At 54.7% G+C, this 20,860-nt stretch carries 15 protein-coding genes and 1 tRNA gene; 6 read left to right on the plus strand and 10 right to left on the minus strand.

Features of this window, described 5'->3' with window-relative positions; all coding sequences use genetic code 11:
• Positions 1–141: 141 nt before the first annotated feature.
• Positions 142–885, minus strand: coding sequence for a tRNA (cytosine(32)/uridine(32)-2'-O)-methyltransferase TrmJ (gene trmJ / locus P8S54_RS14600; protein WP_281442307.1), 744 nt, complete (start codon positions 883–885; stop codon positions 142–144).
• 144 nt (positions 886–1,029) lie between these two features.
• Here trmJ and P8S54_RS14605 point away from each other — a divergent pair, with 144 nt between their 5' ends.
• The gene (locus P8S54_RS14605; protein WP_281442308.1) at positions 1,030–1,824 is read left to right on the plus strand and encodes an inositol monophosphatase family protein; all 795 of its coding nucleotides are present in this window, start codon (positions 1,030–1,032) and stop codon (positions 1,822–1,824) included.
• A 98-nt stretch (positions 1,825–1,922) separates the two neighbouring features.
• On the opposite strand, the gene secF is transcribed toward P8S54_RS14605, so the two are convergent.
• The 5 genes from secF to queA all read right to left on the minus strand — a co-directional run bounded on the left by secF (position 1,923) and on the right by queA (position 7,463).
• On the minus strand, positions 1,923–2,849 hold the full coding sequence (secF, locus tag P8S54_RS14610) for a protein translocase subunit SecF (protein WP_009100887.1): 927 nt from the start codon (positions 2,847–2,849) through the stop codon (positions 1,923–1,925).
• Between the two features lie 34 nt (positions 2,850–2,883).
• The gene (secD, locus tag P8S54_RS14615; RefSeq protein ID WP_281442309.1) at positions 2,884–4,737 is read right to left on the minus strand and encodes a protein translocase subunit SecD; all 1,854 of its coding nucleotides are present in this window, start codon (positions 4,735–4,737) and stop codon (positions 2,884–2,886) included.
• Positions 4,738–4,871: 134 nt separating this feature from the next.
• On the minus strand, positions 4,872–5,198 hold the full coding sequence (yajC, locus tag P8S54_RS14620) for a preprotein translocase subunit YajC (RefSeq protein WP_281442310.1): 327 nt from the start codon (positions 5,196–5,198) through the stop codon (positions 4,872–4,874).
• A 77-nt stretch (positions 5,199–5,275) separates the two neighbouring features.
• Positions 5,276–6,415 (minus strand): tRNA guanosine(34) transglycosylase Tgt, encoded by a 1,140-nt coding sequence (gene tgt / locus P8S54_RS14625; protein WP_281442311.1) that lies wholly within the window; start codon positions 6,413–6,415, stop codon positions 5,276–5,278.
• 16 nt (positions 6,416–6,431) lie between these two features.
• Positions 6,432–7,463 carry a tRNA preQ1(34) S-adenosylmethionine ribosyltransferase-isomerase QueA gene (gene queA, locus P8S54_RS14630; RefSeq protein WP_281442312.1) on the minus strand — a complete coding sequence of 344 codons (1,032 nt, stop codon included), beginning with the start codon at positions 7,461–7,463 and terminating at the stop codon, positions 6,432–6,434.
• 113 nt (positions 7,464–7,576) lie between these two features.
• On the opposite strand from queA, the gene P8S54_RS14635 reads away from it, so the two are divergent.
• The 5 genes from P8S54_RS14635 to P8S54_RS14655 all read left to right on the plus strand — a co-directional run bounded on the left by P8S54_RS14635 (position 7,577) and on the right by P8S54_RS14655 (position 16,624).
• Positions 7,577–7,663 (plus strand) — tRNA-Leu (locus P8S54_RS14635).
• Between the two features lie 275 nt (positions 7,664–7,938).
• Entirely contained in the window at positions 7,939–14,022 is a 6,084-nt protein-coding gene (locus tag P8S54_RS14640) for a calcium-binding protein (RefSeq protein ID WP_281442313.1), read from the plus strand.
• A 158-nt stretch (positions 14,023–14,180) separates the two neighbouring features.
• Complete coding sequence (locus P8S54_RS14645; RefSeq protein ID WP_281442314.1) at positions 14,181–14,537, plus strand: RidA family protein; 357 nt, start codon at positions 14,181–14,183, stop codon at positions 14,535–14,537.
• Between the two features lie 114 nt (positions 14,538–14,651).
• Positions 14,652–15,419 (plus strand): AraC family transcriptional regulator, encoded by a 768-nt coding sequence (locus P8S54_RS14650; RefSeq protein ID WP_009100669.1) that lies wholly within the window; start codon positions 14,652–14,654, stop codon positions 15,417–15,419.
• Positions 15,420–15,673: 254 nt separating this feature from the next.
• Positions 15,674–16,624, plus strand: a complete 951-nt coding sequence (locus tag P8S54_RS14655; RefSeq protein ID WP_281444113.1) for an ornithine cyclodeaminase family protein — start codon at positions 15,674–15,676, stop codon at positions 16,622–16,624.
• Here P8S54_RS14655 and P8S54_RS14660 read toward each other — a convergent pair.
• The 4 genes from P8S54_RS14660 to P8S54_RS14675 all read right to left on the minus strand — a co-directional run bounded on the left by P8S54_RS14660 (position 16,606) and on the right by P8S54_RS14675 (position 20,847).
• Entirely contained in the window at positions 16,606–17,718 is a 1,113-nt protein-coding gene (locus P8S54_RS14660) for an aminotransferase class I/II-fold pyridoxal phosphate-dependent enzyme (protein WP_009100664.1), read from the minus strand. The two genes, P8S54_RS14655 and P8S54_RS14660, sit on opposite strands and share 19 nt — an antisense overlap.
• 147 nt (positions 17,719–17,865) lie before the next feature.
• The gene (locus tag P8S54_RS14665) at positions 17,866–19,194 is read right to left on the minus strand and encodes a TRAP transporter large permease subunit (RefSeq protein WP_281442315.1); all 1,329 of its coding nucleotides are present in this window, start codon (positions 19,192–19,194) and stop codon (positions 17,866–17,868) included.
• Positions 19,191–19,706: a TRAP transporter small permease subunit gene (locus tag P8S54_RS14670; protein WP_281442316.1), complete on the minus strand. Its 516-nt coding sequence runs from the start codon at positions 19,704–19,706 to the stop codon at positions 19,191–19,193. Before P8S54_RS14670 ends, P8S54_RS14665 begins: the two co-directional genes overlap by 4 nt.
• A gap of 88 nt (positions 19,707–19,794) precedes the next feature.
• Positions 19,795–20,847, minus strand: coding sequence for a C4-dicarboxylate ABC transporter substrate-binding protein (locus tag P8S54_RS14675; protein ID WP_281442317.1), 1,053 nt, complete (start codon positions 20,845–20,847; stop codon positions 19,795–19,797).
• Between the last annotated feature and the right edge of the window lie 13 nt (positions 20,848–20,860).

The raw sequence follows: 20,860 nt of genomic DNA on the forward strand, positions 1-20,860 counted from the left end.
CAGCGTCGCATCAGTGGGTTAACCGTCATAAGTTAACAGCAATAAAAAAGCGTAATGGAATAACGTTAGCAGGAAGGCGATGTTGGGGCGCGAAGCCACGACTTCAAGTTTAGGTCATTCTGGTTAGTTCAGCGGCTATCACTATGGCTGCTGCCGATCTGCTGCTTTCTCGGTGGCTGATAGAATGCCGCGCAAAATATTCATTTCCATTTTTTCCGGACGGGCGCGTAAGTATAAGCGGCGCAATCTTGCCATTAGCTGACGCGGCTGAGCCGGGTCGTGAAAATCAATCGCAATGAGGGTGCGCTCTAAATGCTCGAAGTAACGCTCCAGCTCTGCGTGAGTCGCCAGCTCGTCCTCATTATCGCTGACTGGCTCTGGCGTTGCTTGGATTAACCACGCCATGCGGCATTCGTAGGCTAATACCTGAACGGCTGCTGCTAAGTTGAGCGAACTGAAATCAGCGTTGGTGGGGATATGCACATGGGCATGGCAGCGCTGTAGCTCGGCGTTGGTTAAGCCGCTGTCTTCACGGCCAAATACCAGCGCGACGTGGGCGCCTTCCTGGTGGCATTCGCTCGGTAGGCGCTCGGCCAGCTCGCGGGGTGAAATCATTGGCCAGGGGAGGGTGCGCGAGCGCGCGCTGGCTCCTACGGCCAAGGTGCAGTCAGCAACAGCATCCTCAAGAGTGGCATGAATCACCGCTTGATGAAGCAGGTGGTCAGCGCCAGAGGCCCGGGAGATGCTGTCCTGGGTGATCACCTCGCAGCGAGGAGCTACCAAGGCAAGGTCGGCCAAGCCCATGTTGTGCATAGCGCGTGCTACGCCGCCAATATTGCCGGGATGGCTGGTGCCGATAAGAACAATACGAATGCGCTCAAGCATAATAGGCTCGGTAATCAAGTGCGGAAACCGCGCAGTTTAGCATGAGTCGATGGCATGCCCGAGGGGGCTCTGCTAGAATTGCGCGCCAAAGGTAGCCCTGCGACTACCCACTGTTCTTTAACATCACTGTGACAAGGCCCGATCATGAATCCGATGGTCCAATTTACGCTGCGCGCTGCGCGTGGCGCTGTTGAACACTTTTTACGCGTCCGTGAGCGGATTGAAAATGCTCATGAAGAATTTAATCTCGACCGGTTGCTAGAAGACACTGCGCGTAAGGCAGAGGCGACCATCGTTCAGCAGTTGGAGCGTGGCTACCCCCACCATGGTGTTACCGGCCGCTATACGCCGTATAAAGCCGGTGAAGGGGAAGGCGCGGATACTGTCTGGAAGATTGAACCTATGCATGGCTACTCAAATTTAGCGGTAGCTGGCAAGGGCTTTGCACTCTCAGTGGTGTGTCTTGTGAAAGGGCGCCCCGAGCACGCGGTGATTCTCTCGCCGTTTGGTGATGACGAGTATATCGCCAGCCGTGGCCGTGGCGCGCAGCATAACGACAAGCGTATGCGCGTTAGCAAGCCAACGGCGATCGCCGGTACGCGGATGGCGATGAGTCTACCCGAAGCTTGGCTACGCCCTAGTCACTTGCCCGCTTACTTAACCATTGCTCAGCAGCTTGCCCCCCAGGTTGAAACCTTGCTGGCCACCGGCAGTGGTTTGCTTGATATCTGTGAATTGGCGACTGGCCGCGTAGACAGCGTTTTTGTCTTGGGTCTTGAAGAGCAGGATATGCAGGTGGGGTCACTGCTGCTTAAAGAAGCGGGTGCGTTAATGGGCACACCAGATGGCAAACCGACCGTAAGTCCCGAGAGTCAGCTGATGGCTGCTGGCCCGCGCCTTTATAAAGCGCTGATCAAACAGCTGGCGCCGCACTTTTAGGTCAAGTCGAGTACTTAATGAGCACCTAAAATGAGTGCTTAAAAAAGCCCTGCTGGCATCACCAGCAGGGCTTTTTGTTGTGTGCCAAACGTGCTTTGTTAAGGCAGCTCTTCTTCCTCTTCATCAAGCTCTTTTTTGGTTGGAATTAGATCTTCCCGAGAGAGCTTAAGTGGCAGCAGCAGCGCGCCGGAAATATAGATCGAGGAGAAAGTACCCACCAGCACGCCGATTAACAACGCAATGGCAAAGTTATTAATCATATCGCCGCCCAGTAACAGCAGGGCTAGCAGTACGAGAATAGTGGTGCCAGACGTTGCCAGGGTACGCGAGAGCGTGGCGTTGATCGCTTCGTTAAAAATTTGCGGCATATCATCAATGCGTGACGTGCGGATCGTTTCACGAATCCGGTCATACACCACAATCGTATCGTTTAGCGAATAACCAATGACCGCCAGAATGGCTGCAAGAACCGTGAGGTTAAAGTCGAGCTGGAATAGCGCGAAGATACCCACCACGATAATAACGTCATGCAGCAGAGCAAATAGCGCACCAATGGCAAATTTGTATTGGAAGCGAAAGGCCACGTAGAGCATCACAATGCCAAGGGCGACCAGCATGCCTAGCCCGCTCTGGTCGCGCAGCTGCTCACCGACCTGAGCGCCGACAAACTCCGCGCGTACAAGATCAACGCTTTCGCCCTCAGCGCGAAGCAGGCTCACCACTTCGTTGCCTACCTCAGGATCAAAAGCTTGCTGCAAACGGATCAATACTTCGGTTGAAGCGCCAAAAGTCTGCACCGACACATCCTGAAAGCCGCTGCTTTCAAGAAGTTGACGGATCGCATCCAGCGAAGGTGCTGCGCTATAACGCACCTCAACCAAGGTTCCACCAGTAAAGTCGAGCCCTAGATTGAGCTGCTGAAACAAAATGGCGCCAATCGACACAATAAGCATGACGGCTGAGGCAACGAACGCAATGTTGCGCCGCCCCATAAAGTCGATCTGCAGGTGTGATAGGGGTTTCATTACCACCTCTTAAATTCTGAGCTGAGCACGTTTTTCAGATCCACAGCTTTTTGACGGGTTTGCTGCCATAGGTCAGGTTAACCATGGCACGGGTCACCAGCAGGGCGGTGAACATCGACGTCAAAATGCCGATGGAGAGCGTAACGGCAAAGCCTTTAACGGGGCCGGTGCCAATAGAGAACAGAATCACAGCCACCAGCAGCGTGGTGATGTTGGCATCCACGATGGAGGTGAAAGCGCGTTCGTAGCCCGCGTGTATGGCTTGTTGAATCGACATACCGTTGCGCAGCTCTTCGCGTATTCGCTCAAATATCAGCACGTTGGCATCCACCGCCATGCCCAGCGTCAGCACAATACCGGCAATGCCTGGCAGCGTCAGGGTAGCCCCCAGCATCGACATTACGGCGATTAGCAGGGTTAAGTTGATGGCGAGCGCAATGTTGGCGAAGATGCCGAATACCTTGTAGCGCGCGAGCATAAAGATCACTACCAATAGCAAGCCGATCTGCACCGAGAGTACGCCGCGCTCGATGTTTTCAGCGCCTAGGCTTGGGCCAATGGTGCGCTCTTGAACAAAGTAAATGGGCGCTGCCAGCGAGCCGGAACGCAGCAGTAGCGCAAGCTCTGCGGCTTCGGTGGGTGAGTCCAACCCGGTAATCCGGAAGCTATTGCCTAGTGCGCTTTGAATAGTGGCAAGGCTGATCAGGCCACGCTCAACATAAGGCTCGCGAACGATAGTTTCTTGGCCGGTTTCTGGGTCAGTTTCAACCCGGTCTTCACTTTTGTGCTCAATGAACAGCACTGCCATATTGCGACCAATGTTGGTGCGCGTGGCGCGGTTCATTAGCGTACCGCCGGTACCATCCAGGTTGATGTTGACCTGGGGGCGGCCGTTTTCGTCAAAGCTATGGCTGGCACTGGAAACGCTATCGCCTGTAATAATCACATCACGCATCAAATCCGCTGAGCGCGAAGTGTCGTTGCGGAATGTATGGCGCTCGGTTTCCATGTCGGGCGTGTCGTTGCGCGCTTCTAAGCGGAACTCCAGGTTAGCGGTGGCGCCGACAATACGCTTTGCAGCCACGGTGTCTTGGATGCCCGGTAGTTCAACCACAATCTGGCTGGGGCCCTGACGCTGTACCATCGGTTCGGCAACGCCTAGCTCATCCACCCGATTGCGCAAGGTGGTTAAGTTTTGGTTAACCGCGTAATCCTGTATTTCGTTGACCGTTTGGTCGCTAAGCGACATCACCAGCCGAGAGGTACGGCCATCGCCTTCGCTGCTGTAATCAAAGTCGGGAAAGTCGCGGCTGATTAAGCGGCGCGCTGCATCACGGTCATCGCTGCTGGCAAAATCAATAGAGAGCGAGCGTTCGGCTACTTCGGTGTTGCGGTAGCGAATGCGCTCACCGCGCAGCAGCTCACGCATGGCGCTTGCATTGACTTCTAATCGTTGGGTAAGGGCGGCATCCATGTCCACTTCAAGTAAAAAGTGAACGCCACCGCGTAAATCTAGGCCCAGCGTCATGGGTGACGCAGAAAATGCTTGTAACCAGCTCGGCGTGGCTTCTGCCAGGTTAAGTGCAACCGTGGCTTCGTTGCCTAATACGCGAGTGGCGATGTCGCGAGCATTCAACTGATCATCGTTATTTTCCAGGCGAATGAGCCACTGGCCATTCTCCTGCTCGATGGTTTTGATTTCGACGCCTTGTTCGTTAAGCGCTTCTTCGACAAGGGTTATTTGACGCTCATCCAGCGCATCGCCCTGGGCGCTGCTAACCTGAATGGCGGGATCTGCGGGAAACAAGTTGGGAAGCGCATAGATAAGGCCAACCACCAGGACGACCAGTATCAGCAGATACTTCCACAGGGGGTAACGGTTGAGCATGCAAGCCCTGCCTTCAATTACAAACGGAATTGCTGTGCACAGACAGGCTGTGCACAGCAACGTTCACCATCGACGCTACCATGTCACCCCTGCCGGGGTGGCTGGCACTGACTCGGCAGGGAAGACTTCAGGCGTTAGATGGACTTAATGGTACCCTTGGGCAGAACGGCAGCGACGGCATTTTTCTGCACGTTAACTTCGTTGCCTTCTGAAACTTCCAGAGTTAAGAACTCATCGCTAACTTTGGTAATGCGGCCCACTAAGCCACCACCGATGACGACTTCATCACCTTTAGCTAAGCTGGTAACCAGCTGTTTGTGCTGCTTGGCGCGTTTTGCCTGGGGGCGCCACAGCAGGAAGTAGAAAATCAGTACGAAACCGACCAGCATGACAATTTGCGCGATGCCACCGCCTGCACCGGCTTCTTGGGCATGGGCTGGTGAGATGAAGAAATCCAGCATTGCAGAGAACTCCTGGGTTATAAAAAAGTGGTCGAATAGTTTAAACCACGCGCGCAATGCGCGGGGCGATTAATTCGTTAGGGTTGAGCTAGAGGAGGCACTGGCAGCCCACGCTGGGCATAAAAGCCTTCCACAAAGGTCGTCAATGTACCCGCTTCGATTGCCGCGCGCAAATCAGCCATGACCCGCTGGTAGTAGCGCAGGTTATGGATAGTATTGAGCATAGAGCCCAGCATTTCATTGCAGCGGTCAAGGTGGTGTAAGTAGCCCCGCGAGAAATTCTTGCAGGTATGGCAGTCGCACTCATCATCAAGCGGGCGGGTGTCGAAACGGTGTTTGGCGTTGCGAATTTTGACCGTGCCGTCAGAGGTGAAGAGGTGGCCGTTGCGCGCATTGCGGGTCGGCATTACGCAGTCAAACATATCCACGCCTCGGCGCACGCCTTCTACTAGGTCTTCCGGCTTGCCCACGCCCATCAGGTAGCGCGGCTTTTCGTCGGGCATCCAGGTGGGTAGATAATCGAGCACCTTGATCATCTCTTCTTTGGGCTCGCCAACGGACAAGCCACCAATCGCCAAGCCGTCGAAGCCGATCTCTAACAACCCGTTGAGCGAACGCTCGCGCAGCGCCGGGTGCATGCCGCCCTGAATAATGCCGAATAGCGCTGAAGGTGAGTCGCCATGGGCATCGCGTGAGCGCTGGGCCCAGCGTAACGAAAGCTCCATGGATTTTTCCGCTTCTTCAAAGGTAGCGGGGTAGGGGGTGCACTCGTCAAAGATCATCACTACGTCAGAGCCCAGCGAGCGCTGCACGGCCATGGACTCTTCCGGCCCCATAAACACCTTGCTGCCATCTACCGGCGAGCGGAAGTGGACGCCCTGCTCGGTGATTTTGCGCATTTCACCCAGGGAAAACACCTGAAAGCCGCCGGAGTCGGTCAGTATGGGTTTGTCCCACTGGGCAAAATCGTGAAGGTCGCCGTGGGCTTCAATCACGTCGGTGCCCGGACGCAGCCAAAGGTGAAACGTATTACCAAGGATGATCTCCGCGCCAATCTCTTTCACGGAGTCGGGTGTCATACCTTTGACAGTGCCGTAGGTGCCTACGGGCATAAAGGCGGGCGTTTCCACCGTGCCACGGGGAAAGTGCAGGCGGCCACGGCGCGCACGGCCATCTTCGGCTAAGCGCTCAAAGCGCATAAAGCATTCGTTTCGCATCACAATAACTCGTTAATTAGCGGGTAAGCAGCATGGCGTCGCCATAACTAAAAAAGGCGTAACGCTCTTCTACGGCTGTACGGTAAGCCTGCATCATGTGTTCATAGCCCGCGAAGGCCGACACCAGCATCAGCAGGGTAGATTCCGGCAGGTGGAAGTTGGTGATTAGCGCATCCACGCAGCGCCACTCGTAACCAGGGTAGATAAAAATATCGGTATCGCCGCTGTAGGGAGCTATCTCACCGTTGGCGCTTTTCATACAGGCGCTCTCTAGGCAGCGCACGCTGGTGGTGCCAACCGCAACCACTCGCCTACCAGCAGCCTGGGTATCGCGCACTTTTTGGCAGGCAGCTTCAGAAACCTCAATCCACTCGCTGTGCATGTGGTGTTCAAGGATATTATCAACCCGTACTGGCTGAAAGGTGCCCGCGCCCACATGCAAGGTCACAAATGCACTGTTAATCCCTTTTTCGGCCAGCGCGTCTAGCAGCGGTTGGTCAAAATGAAGCCCCGCCGTAGGAGCGGCCACCGCGCCGTCGCGACGGGCATACACCGTTTGGTAACGGTCTCGGTCGCTGAGTTCATCTTCGCGGGTGATATAGGGCGGCAGTGGCATATGGCCATGCGCTTCCAGCAGGGCAATCATCGGCGTATCGCCTAGAAAACGCAGTTCAAACAGTGCGTCGCGGCGGCCTTCTACGATGGCATGAATATCGCCTTCAAAGATTAGCTCGGTGCCTGGCTTCGGCGATTTACTGGAGCGGATATGCGCCAAGCCGCGATGACTGTCTAAAGGGCGCTCCAACAGCATTTCGACTTTTCCACCGCTGGCTTTATGACCGTGCAGGCGTGCTGGTATGACGCGGGTGTCGTTGAACACCAGCAAGTCGCCAGGCTCGAGAATTTCAAGTAAGTCGGTAAATCGGCGATGGTCACGTGTGCCGCTCTGGCCATCCACGCATAGCAAACGGCAGTCGCTGCGCTGCTCAGAGGGGTAACGGGCAATGAGCTCATCGGGTAGCTCGAAATGGAAGTCCGCGCGCTGCATGGAAATGGCTCTTTTCAGTGGTCAAACAGGCGGCATAGGATAGCGCTTTCGTTAGATAAAGTCAGTTGATGTGATTGACCTACGGTGTTATCTCCGTATAATGCGCATCCATTGCCGGTGTGGCGGAATTGGTAGACGCAGCGGATTCAAAATCCGCCGCCTTTACGGGTGTGCCAGTTCGAGTCTGGCCACCGGCACCAAATTTTAGGGCTTAGCGTTCATCGCTAAGCCCTTTTTTGTTGTGCCTGCCCAAACTATCTCCCCCTGCGCATGTTCATGAAGCCTCTAATACGCGTTAACAGGCAATTAAGCGTCCTTTTTAATGGTTTATTTGCTACTTCTTTGTGAAATACTTAAGGCCATTTTTCTAATCACATTGATTACTGCTTCTCACCGCGGCACATCGTCGATTAACGGCGATCCGAAATAAAAATACGGCGCATAGCGCCATTGACCTTTAGTGGAGATGTGCTTAATGGCGACGTCATCAGCCGATATTCTTAAGTCGACGCAACCAGGCGTGATTAGCGGCCATTTGCTTAACGGTGTCAGGGTCAGCAGTGCTGCTTCGCAGCATGCATGGCAAACAATGGCCGACACCCGCGGCGATGTTGTGCGTATCGACATACCGGCTGATCCACAGGCGCGAGTGGCATTCGTGCGCCGCTGGATGGCGAAAAACCAAAAAGCACTCAAAAATACCGGCATGGCTGCCACGCTGGTTTTACCCCTTATGGCCCAGCAGGCGCTTGCTGACTCCAACGTGGCGATTAACGATTTACAAGGCGTCGCCGAAGTCATTCGCATGCCTAACGGCAGCCTGACGCTGCTAATGAATAATGGCTATCGTATCGACTTGGCGGCTGCGGATGTTGCCCTTGAGGGTGGCCGTGTGGTGGTTGATATCACCGCGCTCATGGAGGCGTTAAGTAATGATAGCGGCCTGCTAGTTCCCCTTAGTCAGCTTCCCGATGTGCAGTCATGGGAGCTGCTGCCAAACGGTGATGTGCTGATTACCCGGGCGGACGGCAGCCAAATGACGTTGGCGCGTAGTGCAGTTGTCCAGCAAGGGGATTTGCTCCTTATCAGCCCCAGCAGTGCGCTTCAGTACGGCGTAGCAGAAGGCACCGACTTCGGTAATTTACTTTTCGTACCGAGCGCCTCTTTCAGCCCCGCTGTGTCAGGCACAAGCATGGCAAGTAATAGCGCACCTGTTAGCTCTTTCGCGGATATTCCACCTTGGTTGTATGTTGGCGGGGGCGCGATTGCCCTGGGAGCTGCCGCCGCGGGTGGTGGTGGTGGTGGTGGTGGTGGTGGTGGTGGTGGCTCGACACAGCCAGAACAACCAGAACCGCCTTCCACCATCAGCGGCTATGTGATTGATGGCTATATCGTTGGGGCGACAGTGACGCGCGAATTTGACGCCAATAGTGTCACCACAGATGGAAGCGGCTTTTTCTCAGGCTTGGAAGGCAGCGGTATTTTAACAGCCACTGGCGGGGTAGATATTTCGACGGGTCTGCCCTTCAACGGCGTACTACGAGCACCCGATGGCTCGACCGTCATTACTCCGCTGACAACGATGATGGTACAGCTCTCTCAACAGTTCGAGCTGAATAATGCTGACGCACAAGCTGATATTAAAACAGCTTTGGGGCTCGACTCGCGTATTGACTTGATGACGACTGACCCGCTCAGCACATCTTCACCCAATGTGGAGTTGCTGATTGCAGGCGTAAAAGTCGCCAGTCTATTAGCGATGGCGGCTACCGCAGGCATCAGTTCTGCCGATGCGCTGTCGCGGCTTGGCGTGGCATTCAATCAGGCTGGAGAAGAAGGGCGTGCGCTGACCAATCAGGAGATGGCCGACGCACTGGGGCTGCCTTCCATTGCTGGCCAGGTGAAGCAAACATTGGATGCTATCGATGCCGCCGGTGTAAACCTGGATCTGGATGCCTATCGTGATGGCTCGCGCAACCCGTTGCGGGATGCACAGCGCGAAGCTCAAGACCCTGATAGTAACCTCTCGGATACCATCGAAGCCAGGGCTGACGTTCCCTACTTGACGCTTCAGCAAGCAGTGACGCTGGCGCAGAATGGCGAACTTCCCGCCCGGTACCTCATTAATCCCAATGAGCCTCTGGCGGCAGGGAATCTTGGACTCACGGCAGCGGCCGACCGCCTGGCGCTTGTGCAGCGCATTCTGGCGGGCGACTACGATGTCGAAACGGCACCTATTGCCCTATCTGACATTTACACTTGGTCGATCCGCGCCAGTGCCGGAGACGTGCTGGTCAGTGGTGGCCTGGAGCGTCCAGAAGTCGTCGGTGCCGAACGCGTCACGGTGACCAACAGCACCATACGCCCAGACCAGTATCGCGCCCTGGACACGTTAGAGAACTTTGAGCTGGGCAATGTCGTCGTGCGTTATACCCTGGAGCAAGCGCTGGGTGAGCTGGCCGATGATCTGATCATGCCAGCCAACTACACTATTAATCCTGATACGCCTTATCCCGTCAGGAATTTAACGCTTAGCGAAGCGGCGGAGCTGCTGGATCATACCCGCCAGCTGTTGGATCGTGCCCAGAATGCTGAGTCCGATAGTCTGACTCGTGAGGACCTGTTCAACTGGAATATTGTCGATAGCGTTGCCAACATTCTGGGCACTTCCATTGCTAACCCTGAATTGGACGAAGCGCTTAGCGTTCGAGTAACGGCAGCACAAATCACGCCCGAGCAGTTCGTGCGCCTCAATAGCCTGGACAACTTCGTTCTCGAGCCCACTGAAGTGCGCTACACCCTGGCTCAGGCGCTGGAAGCCGAGCCGCTAGCCAGCAACTACATCATTACCCTGAATGCGCCTTTGCCCGAGCAGACACTCACGGTCGCGGGTGCACAAACGCTGTATCGCAGCATCGAAACCATCCTCGATGGCGCCAACAATTCGCCGGTATTGGCCACGCTGTTTATCTGGAATGTCAGTGACGGTGCCAGTCGCATCATTAACGCACTAGATGCGGTGCATGTCACGGAAGCACGGCGTGTGTCGGTCACCGACGAAACGATTCAGGCCGCGCAGTACGAACAGCTTGCCCGCCTTGGCAACTTCGACCTGGGCAATACCGTAGTGCTCTACACCCTGCAGCAGGCGGTCACGGCGCTCGAAGCGGACGTCGCGCTGGCTGACAACTACGAGATTCTCGCCAACCCTCGCTATAACGTCACTAATCTGAGCGTGGAGCAAGCGGCCAGCCGATTAGCCATCGTCGAGTCGCTGATCGGCGAAGATCTCGTTTCACAGCGCTATACCTGGACCATCCGCGATAGCGTCGACACCATTCTGGCCGCCGCAGGCGAGAAGCATCTGACCAGCGCCAATACCGTCACCATCGATGCCAACATCATCACGTTGGCCAGCTACGATGCCCTGGCGGCGCTCCAAGGGGTCAGTTTCAGCAACCTCGATACTATCACGGTGGAGTACACCCTTCAGCAGGCCATCGATGCCGGGAGCGAGCTACGCCCCAGCTATGCCATCAATACCGACCCTGCCAGTCGCCTGGAGCGCAGCTACAGCTCCATCGGCGCTGCTGAGCAAGATTACGATCAGTACCTGAGCATCGTGCAAGGTGCACGGAACAATCCCAACCTCCGAGATGCTTTCCGCTGGGACATCACCGACTCTGCGCCCAACATCATCGGAGCACGCACCGAGGCCTTTTTGCTTCAGGCACGGGAAGTGCGCGTCAGCGACGACAACATTTCTCAGCAGCAGTACCAGGATTTGCGTGCGCTCAACAACTTTGTGCTGGGCGACACGATCGTGGATTACCAGACGTTGGCCGACGCGGTGGGCGCGCGTGCAGACAACGCATTAGCACCCGCAGGCAGCTACCGTATTGATGGCGATACAAAGTTTGAGGTCGTACAGCCGTTCAATGTGGCCAACGCCCTGACGCAGCTGAATATCGTCAAGGCCGTGCTGGCAGGCGCCACCAACCGCAGCGCAGCGGATTTCGCAGAGCTATACATCTGGAACGTCAGTGATACCCCCGCCCGTATCCTCAACGCGGCAACACAGGATCACATCACCGGCGCCAACACTATCTTTGCCGATGCCAATGGGCGTATCACCTTTGCGGAGTACACGGCGCTGGTAGAAGCGCTGGGGGTAGATGGCTTCACTTATAACCTGGTGCTGTACACGCTTCAGCAGGCCATCAATGAAGATAATGCCGACCGACTGGTAGACGACTACAGCATTGCGACGACCCCCGTGGTGACCATTGCAGACCCGCTCACTGCCGAGGCTGCGGAGGCGCTGTATAGCCAGGTCTCTGCCCTGTTGGATGGAGCCACTGCCAAACCCGCCATTACCAGTGCGCTGGTGTACAGCATCACTGACAGTGCTGCCAGCCTGCTGGAGACCCGAAGTGACGGCGACGCTTTCCCGAGCTACGTGAGTCAAGCGCAGAATGTGCGTATCAATGACGAGACCACCATCAGCTTCGATGATTACGAGGCACTGGCCACCCTCGCCAATTTCAGAATCCAGACCTACACGCTACAAGAAGCGGTAGGGATTTTCCTAGATGATGACAGCGAACTGGCAGCCAACTACATCATCAATACGACCACGGCGTACCGCGCGCAAAATCTATCGGTGGCCGATGCCTTAACGTATAAAGAGGCCGTAGATACTATTCTGGGCGGCGATGACGCGGCTGCAAGGAATGCCCGTATCAATGATGAGGCATTAGGGGATTTGTATAGCTGGACGATACGAGATAGTGCGGAAACTATCTTAACGCAGCAGGCTGAAGACCCCTCTATTTTGCAGGATGCAGTGAGTATTCGCCTGACGGATGAATCGATTATCTATGCTGATCAGTATTTGGATGGGCTTAATAAACTCATGACGCCTGCTGATTTGGCAGACGTAAGGGTTGATTTCTTCTATGGTAATTCGACTCGTCTAAGTTTTATTCAAGGCCAGGGTTTTGCAGCTAACTTCGGCATTGTGGTGGGAGATGACAGTCCTCTCACGTACTTTGGTGACGACGGTCGTGGTGAAACGGCTGCCGTGGCTGAAGCTGAATATCTGCGTATCGCTGAAATTTTCAATAACGCAGCCTTGGTGCCGGAAGGCGGCATTCCTGCGCTAGTTCAGTGGCGCATCAATGATTCTGTCAATAATATCGACCCTAATGCTCAATCAGTCTTGTTGGCAGATCAGATACATCTGACAGATACCGACTTAACCGCTGCCCAGTTTCTGAAGTTTGTCAGTGTGGAAGACGGGAGTGTGACGTTGCTGACGTCACTCCAAACGGATGATATTGAGACCGTTACCTTCACGCCAGAAGAAGCCTATGCGAACAGAGAGGCTTTCCTGGAGTTGGCGGGTGACGTCGCGAATTTCAATATCGTCGGGGCGCAGTGGGTCTTTAGCGAGCCTTTTTCAGTCGAGGAGGCCAATACCCTCAACACGACTCTGAACTCGCTGATTGCAGCAGCCAATGACTCACCAACGAGGGAAGACGCCTACAGTTGGCGTGTGCTGGATTCAGTCGCGAATCTTGTCGTAAATGAAAATGATGAATTTACCGTTATCAACGATGATGGGGTGCGTAATGCCGCTGAAGTGCGTGTGAGCGACAGCGAAATTTCCATATCACAATTTGAAGCATTGCTGGCGCTTGATAGCTTTATCCAAGGGGATGTGGTGGTTGGCTATACCCTGGGTGAAGCACTTGAGCGTCTGCCTGCCGCCTTTGGCCTGGCAGATAATTATACCCTCATCGATAATGAGCCCTTCAATATTGGCACGTTGAACGCTTTTGATGCCAAACGGGTTTATCAGTTGGTAGAGCGCTTGATTGAAGGTGCCGTCAACAGCAATGACGTGACAGTCGAAAGTTTGATGTCTTGGGTGGTAAAAGATAGCTGGGTGGAATACCAAGCAGTAGGTATAACGTCAGACAACGCCTTCTTGCTGGGGGCGGATAGCGTACTGATTTCAGGAAGTGGCGCAGGAGGCGCGGTCACATCACAAGATCGCCAGAATGCGAGTGAAGCATCCGTTGCATCTGGTGCTAATTTCGTGGCGGAAGCAGGTTCTCCAGCTCCCCCCTACAGCCTCACTTACACCTTGAGTGGCAGCGAAACCTTGGGTGACCCCATCATCGACTTCAGCGCGGGAGAAGGCGGCGACGTTTTCTTCATCGATCTGACGGCTGATGAGTTTGATGCGCTGCGTGGTGATGGCACGGGCTTTGACATTTATGGCGGTGCCACAACGCTTGAGGCGAATACCGCCTTTGCAGTGTTTACCACCGAAAGCTTTGCAAATCTCGACTGGCTAAATGACTTGGGTCTTGAGGATAACGACATCGTTTACCTTTTGGCCAACGAAAATACCACCGGCAACAATGCGCAGCTCTTCAAGGTCGAAGATGTGGGCACTGAGTTTAACACCCAGATATTGGCCAACTTTGAAAACCTGGACCTCAACGGGTTCCTCGAAGAGAACTGGAATACCAACTACAGCACCACCTGATGTATGTTAAAGCCCCTGCAACTGCCAGTTTAGTCCTGCAGGGGCGGTGGTCCTTATTGGTACGTTACCAACACATGACACTATCAACACGTGGTTATGCGCTGTGCTAGCCGCGTGATACATCACTCTATTAACCCAATGTCGCGGGAGACAACCCCATGAGCGTGACCTATCACGAAAGCAATGCGCGTATGAGCCAAGTGGCTATTCATAACGGAACCGTCTACCTCGCGGGCCAGGTGCCAGCCGATGCCACGGTAGGCATACGTGGCCAAACCGAGCAGGTGCTGGCGCGTATCGATGAGCTGCTGGCGCAGGCGGGCACCTCTAAAGAGCACCTGATCTCTGCTCAGGTGTGGGTGACCGACATGGCCGAGTTTGCGGAAATGAACGAAGTGTGGGAAGCCTGGGTCGTCCCCGGTCGCCCGCCAGTACGCGCAGCGCTGGAAGCCAAGCTGGCCAAGCCTGAGTGGAAAGTGGAAATTATGGTGATCGCCGCACCGCCTGACGCCTAATCGGTTAATGACCGTTGTGGTGTGCGTTAATGCAACGTTAACGCACCCTCGCTTTTCAGCAGGGCATCGCCGTATAGTAAAGGCTCTTGTTGAGAACCAACCAACGGTACATCCATGGCCCAGTTTGAGCTGCATAACCGCAATTTGGCCCCAGAGCAGGTGGCGCACACCCACGATTTTCATCAGCTAATTTTGGCGACGTGCGGTGTCACCGAGCTTGCTATGGAAGGCCAAGGAGAGCGAGTCACAGCTCGCCGTGGTTGCTTAATCCCTTCGTCGCGCCATCATGAGTACCAGGGCGATGGCAGCAATCGCACGCTAGTGCTGGACATTCCCGTGCAGCACTTAGCCACGCTGGAAAAGGGCAGCGAGATTGAGCGCTTATTCGATAAGCCGCGTTTCTTTACCGTTCCACCTGCCTTAAACCAACTTACCCATGCGTTGGCTCATCAGCTTGAGCAGTGCCCGGCGCTGCAAAACGAAATCGCCGTGCTGCTGTTACGGGCGCTCTATATGTATTTACAAGATGAGTCCATACAGACAGCAGGGCAGCTAGGTGCCCGTTGTATCAGCGAACGGCTGGACCTAGAGCGTTTGGATGCCTGGCTAGACCAGCATTTGGCGGATGAAGTGCGCGTTGAGCAGTTAGCTGCCCTGTGTGCCTTAAGTCCAGGCCATTTCCACAGCTGCTTTCGCGAGCTAACGGGTGTTACGCCCCTCGCGTATGTTCAGCGTAGGCGCTTAGAGCACGCTCGCACGTTGGTTCGTCACAGCACGCTTAGTTTAGGTCATATTGCCATGCTGGTAGGCTTTCGTGATCAAGGTAGCTTCTCCCGCGCCTATCGGCGCTACTTTGAGATCGCCCCCTCTTCTGATAGATAAGCCTTGTCGTTAATACTTTTCCCCAATCAACGTTGCTTGGTGCGTTTCAGCACTTGCGGGCAAAGTTTTCAGAGTTTCGGGCAAGCGCGCTGCACCCCATCGTCGTAGTCTCCAACATCTGCTACTACGATTGGAGATCTCGCAATGGCCGCAATGTATCCAGATCATCACTACTTCCAAGTGGTGATGGCAGTCAACAACGCATCGAGATGCCGGCCCAGCAGGGTAAAACGTCACAGTGGGAGGGCTAAGTGATGCAGGTTGTCTCTTCTGCAGATGTCGCACGTTACCTTAGTTGGAAAGGCGTGATTAGCCGGTTACATCATACTTTTGTGAAGGGTGTTGAATCTCCGCCGCGTCACCACCACGCCATGCATCGGCCCGATGGTGAAGCGACTATGCTGCTGATGCCTGCCTGGGAGTCGGCGGGCTATATTGGCGTGAAAATGGTAAACGTCTTCCCGCAAAATGCCGATCACGGTATTCCGGCTATCTCTGGGCTTTATCTGCTTAGCGAAGGACAGCACGGCCAGCCCCTGGCCTGTATCGATGGCAGTGAGTTAACGCGCCGACGCACAGCAGCAGCTTCTGCGCTGGCTGCCCAGGCGTTGGCCGTTGAGTCGGCAGAAACGCTGTTGGTGGTGGGTACAGGCAAACTGGCACCTATGGTGATTGAGGCCCACGCCAGCGTTCGCCCCATCAAACGTGTGCTGATTTGGGGGCGTAACCCGAGCAAAGCAGCGGCAATCGCACATGAGTATGCTGATCGTTTTGAAACTCACGTAGTGGAAGAGTTGGCCGCCGCTGTGGGAGAGGCCGACATTGTGAGTTGCGTAACGCTATCCACCCAACCGCTGATTAAAGGCGAATGGCTAACACCGGGCACGCACTTGGATTTAATTGGCGCGTTTCGCCCCCAAATGCGTGAAAGCGACGCAGAGTGCTTACGCCGTGCCGAGGTGTTTGTGGATACCTACGCCGGGGCCAAAGGCGAAGCGGGGGACATTCTGCAAGCCATAGAGGAAGGCGCTTTCCACTTTGATGACATTCAAGCTGAGCTTGCAGAGGTGCTGTCAGGTGCCAAGCCGGGGCGCTCGAATAAAGAGGCCATCACGTTGTTCAAGTCGGTAGGCGCTTCCTTGGAGGATTTAGCCGCTGCGATTGAGCTATGGGAGACACTTACTTCTCACCGTGTCGAGGGGTGAAGCACCTTTTCAAGCGCGGCTAATTTACCGGGTTCCAGGGCTTCTTCCACCGCCGTGATACGGATCACATTCGCCAGCTCAGGGTGCGCTAAACGTGCGACCAGCACACCCTCTGCTAGCAGCTCCTGATGTACCGCGGTGGCAAGTTCGACGGTGGGAAGACGGATACCGATGAAGTTCGTCGCGCTGGGCAACACATCTGCTCCCAGACCGATAAAATGCAGTGCCAGCTGTTCGCGGCGGGCTTTGACATCCGCAATATGCTGGCGTACTTCCTCGGGGTGGTCGAGCACCACTTCGGCAGCGGCTTGGGTGAAGGAAGAAACCGCGTAGTGAATACGCGCCTTCATCATCATCGTCAGCACGGTAGGCTCGGCAATGGCGTAACCAATGCGCAGACCGGCCAAACCGTGTGCTTTGGATAGCGTACGCAGGCGAATCACCCCCGGAAGCGCCTTGCTAGCAAAGTCGCTATCCGCATCGTCGCGAAAATCCCCGTAGGCCTCGTCTAATAGCAGCCAGCAAGTTTCTGGCAGCGCTTCGCGTAACGTGAGAATCGCACTGTTGCTATGCAGGTGACCGCTGGGGTTATCCGGATTGGCTAGATAAACCAGCCGAGCATCTTCTTGATGGGCGGCCGCTGCCAGTGCTTCCAAATTGGGTGCGAGTACGCCAGGCGCCTCATGGTAACTTGGCTCAATCAAGCGGCAGCCCTGTCCCTGGGCGAAATAACCGAAGGTAGGGTAGGTGCCTGCGGTGCTAACCACTGTATCGCCCACTGTACAGGTGGTGCGTAGTGCCAAGGCAATCAGGCTGTCGGCTCCGGCATCTACCAGTAGGTGCTCAAGCGGAATGTTCTGCAGCGCGCTCAAACGCTGGCGCACCCCCAGCGCCTCAGCATCACCGTAGCAGTAAACGTGCTGCACCACCGCATCGCCAAAGTGCTCGCGCAGGGCGCGGTGTGGCATATCCAATCCCTCGTTAGAGCCCAGTCGATGAGGAATCTCCCGGCCAATGCGGCGCTCCAAAACTTTAATGCCGGGAAAAGGGTTAACAGGGCCTTCGCCAGTGAGGTGGTCGGGATAGCGGGGCATAATATCTCCAAATCAGATTGCGTAAACGGTAGCTTAGCACTGCAGTGACCGCTCTCGTCCAGCAGGCGCGTATGGTGCTGAGGGTTGTTACACCATGAAAAAAGCCGCCCATAAAGAGCGGCTGAAAACATCTTATTTATAGCATTTTTAGCGCCAAGAAGGGCCACCCATCACGTCTGGCAACCAGAGCGCGATTTGTGGAAACGCTAACACTAGCGCCAGCACGATCAATTGCGCAATGATAAAGGGCACAACGCCTCTATACATATGCCTGAGGGTCACTTCTGGAGGGGTGATCGCCCTTAAGTAGAAAATCGCCGGTGCCAGCGGTGGGGTGAGATAGCTGGTTTGTAGCACCACTAAGAACGCAACACAGAACCAGATCTCATCGAAGCCCAGCATCCTGACGATCGGCATAGCCACAGGGATAATAATCAGTACGACTGAAATCAGATCCAGCACAAACCCTGCAATAAAGGCGATTAGCAGAATCATGCCTAAAATCATCCAGGGGCTCAAGCCGGTGTCCATCAGCAATCCCTGAACCGTCGCCATTCCGCCTGAGGCAAAAAACACCCCAGCAAACATGCTGCCACCTAATACAATGAGCAGGATCATCGCAGAAATATTCACGGTCTTGATGGCCGAGGTCCACATAACCGAAACATTCAAGTTTCGGTAAGCCGCTGCCAAGATGATAGAGCCCAGAGCGCCGCACGCGGCAGCTTCTGTTGGCGTTGCCAAGCCCATAAGAATAGTGCCCAGCACGGTAAAGATCAGCAGCATGGTGGGCACGAGCGCAATCAGCGTGATACGCAGTTTTTCGCCGAGCGGAACATCGGGTTCCTGGTCTTGAATGCGCGGCGCCATCTCCGGCTTTAAGTACGCAACGCCAATGATGTAGGCCATGAACATTAGCGCCATCAAAAAGCCTGGGATCAGCAAACCACTGAACAGCGACCCCACAGAAACCCCGGCCACAGGGCCTAGCACCACGACGGTAATCGAAGGGGGGATGGCTGTGCCCAGAGAGCCGCTGGCGCAGATGGTCCCCGATATCAGGCTTTTGCTGTATTGATGCTTGAGCATCACGGGAATGGCCAGCATGCCAATGACCGCTTCTGTTGCACCAACAACGCCGCTGGAAGCGGCAAACAGGGTGCCCAAAATGATGGCCCCGATACCCAACCCACCGGGCAAACGGCGCGTCCACATGTGAATCGCTTCAAATAAACGCTCGGCTATACCTGAGCGTTCAAGCATCGCACCCATAAAAATAAACAGCGGTACGGCTGCAAGAATCGAGTTGGACGCCGTATCTTCGATTTTGGTCAACAGCTGGTAAGCGGCAACGTCGCCAAACTGAATAATGCCAAAGCCGGTGGCCACTAAAATCATTGAAAAGGCGATTGGGAAACCCGCAATGATTAAGGCCATCAGTGCAGGGAACATCAATAGCGCAAGGTAGCTACTCATTCGGCTGACTCCTCTGTGGGGTGTTTACCGACGAGCAAACATAAGGATTTCAGAAGTTCAGCCACTACTTGCAGTGCCAGCAGTGCAAACCCTACAAACCATACCGTGAAGATCGGCCAAACGACTGGGTTCCAAGCAGAGCGGCCCGAGCGTTCATTGGTTTCAAAAGCAGATAGCGCGTACTTGGATAGCTCCCATACCAGCCACGCCAATACGGGGAGAAATAGCACATAACCTATTGCGCGAATGGCAGCATTTGCACGTGGGCTAAGCTGTAAAGCGACAATGTCTACGCTGACGTGTTGGCCTATACGCAACGCATTGGCCATACCCAGCATGAACATTGCCCCCATTACCATGTAACTAACTTCAAAGGCCCATAAGGTCGGCCTACCGGCTACATAGCGGCTAAATACTTCAATGATTAATGCACCTATTAAAGGCAGGACGAGGAGTGCGCCCAACCAGCCAGCAAAGCGGGTGAGCGCCTCTATGGTTCGGATTAGTTTCATGAGGAAATCTCAGCGGATCAGAGGGACATAAGCCAACAAACAAAAGAGAGGCCCGTTAAGGCCCCTCTCATTGTTTTAAAAGTGGCTACTAACGGCCCATAACACCAATAGGCAGTCGATATTCAGACCAGTTGCTCATGCTGTCTTTAAACGAGCGCTGAGATTCGAGTACCCGCGCAAACCACTCATTGTCAGCGGCATACTCATCTTCCCACTTGGTTGTCTCTTCATAAATTGCATCGATGAAGGACTGATCTAGTTCAATCAGCTCATTGGGGCCATCAACCAACTCTTGATAGGCCTCAAGATCAGCGAATGAGCTAGCAAGCCACGTATCGAAAACCGACAATTTACCTGCAAGACGCAGCATGCTCTGGTCGCGTTCATCTAGCTCTTCCCAGGTATTGCTATTCACCTGGCACTCAAGGAAGCCGCCTGACTGGTGAACGCCAGGGGTAATCACGTATTGCGCGACTTCTTGAAACCCTGTTGGGCGGTTCATTTCAGGGCTGCCCCACTCCGCAGCATCAATCACGCCTCGCTCCAGAGCACTGTAGATATCACTACCCGCCATGACGACCGTAGAAGCGCCTAAACGAGAGGCAATTTCTGCCCATGCGCCAGAGGTACGCAGCCGTAGCCCCTGGAAGTCCTCCAGTGTTCTAACCGGTTTGTTGGAATGAAGGAAGATTTCGGTGCCAAGAATGGCACAAGGGAACGCCACAACATCAAATACTTCACGTCGATACTCTTCGTAGAGTTCAGCGCCACCGCCTTCGTACATCCATAACATGAACTCTTCCGGCGTTAAGCCGCTTGAGTGACCTGCCAGCAACGCAGTAGTGGGGTCTGTGCCATAGTCATAGTTAATGTAGTTATGACTAACCTGAGCCACCCCAGACTTAACGGTGTTGGTAACGCGCAGTGCGCTACCCAGTGTGCCACCAGGGTAGACTTCGATCGCGATTTTTCCATCGGTCAACTCGCTAACGCGATCAGCAAACATCTGCGCATCGCGCTCAAGCCATGGGCCACCGCTCCATGGTGTCGCCATACGCCAGTTTATATCCGCAGCGGAAGCCGTTACGGATACGCCAAGGCTTAAACCGACCGCCAACGTAATTTTGTTTAGCTTATTCATGGTAGTTTCCTCA

It is taken from the genome of Halomonas sp. M1, from assembly GCF_029581375.1.
In the GTDB taxonomy this organism is placed as follows: Bacteria; Pseudomonadota; Gammaproteobacteria; order Pseudomonadales; family Halomonadaceae; genus Vreelandella.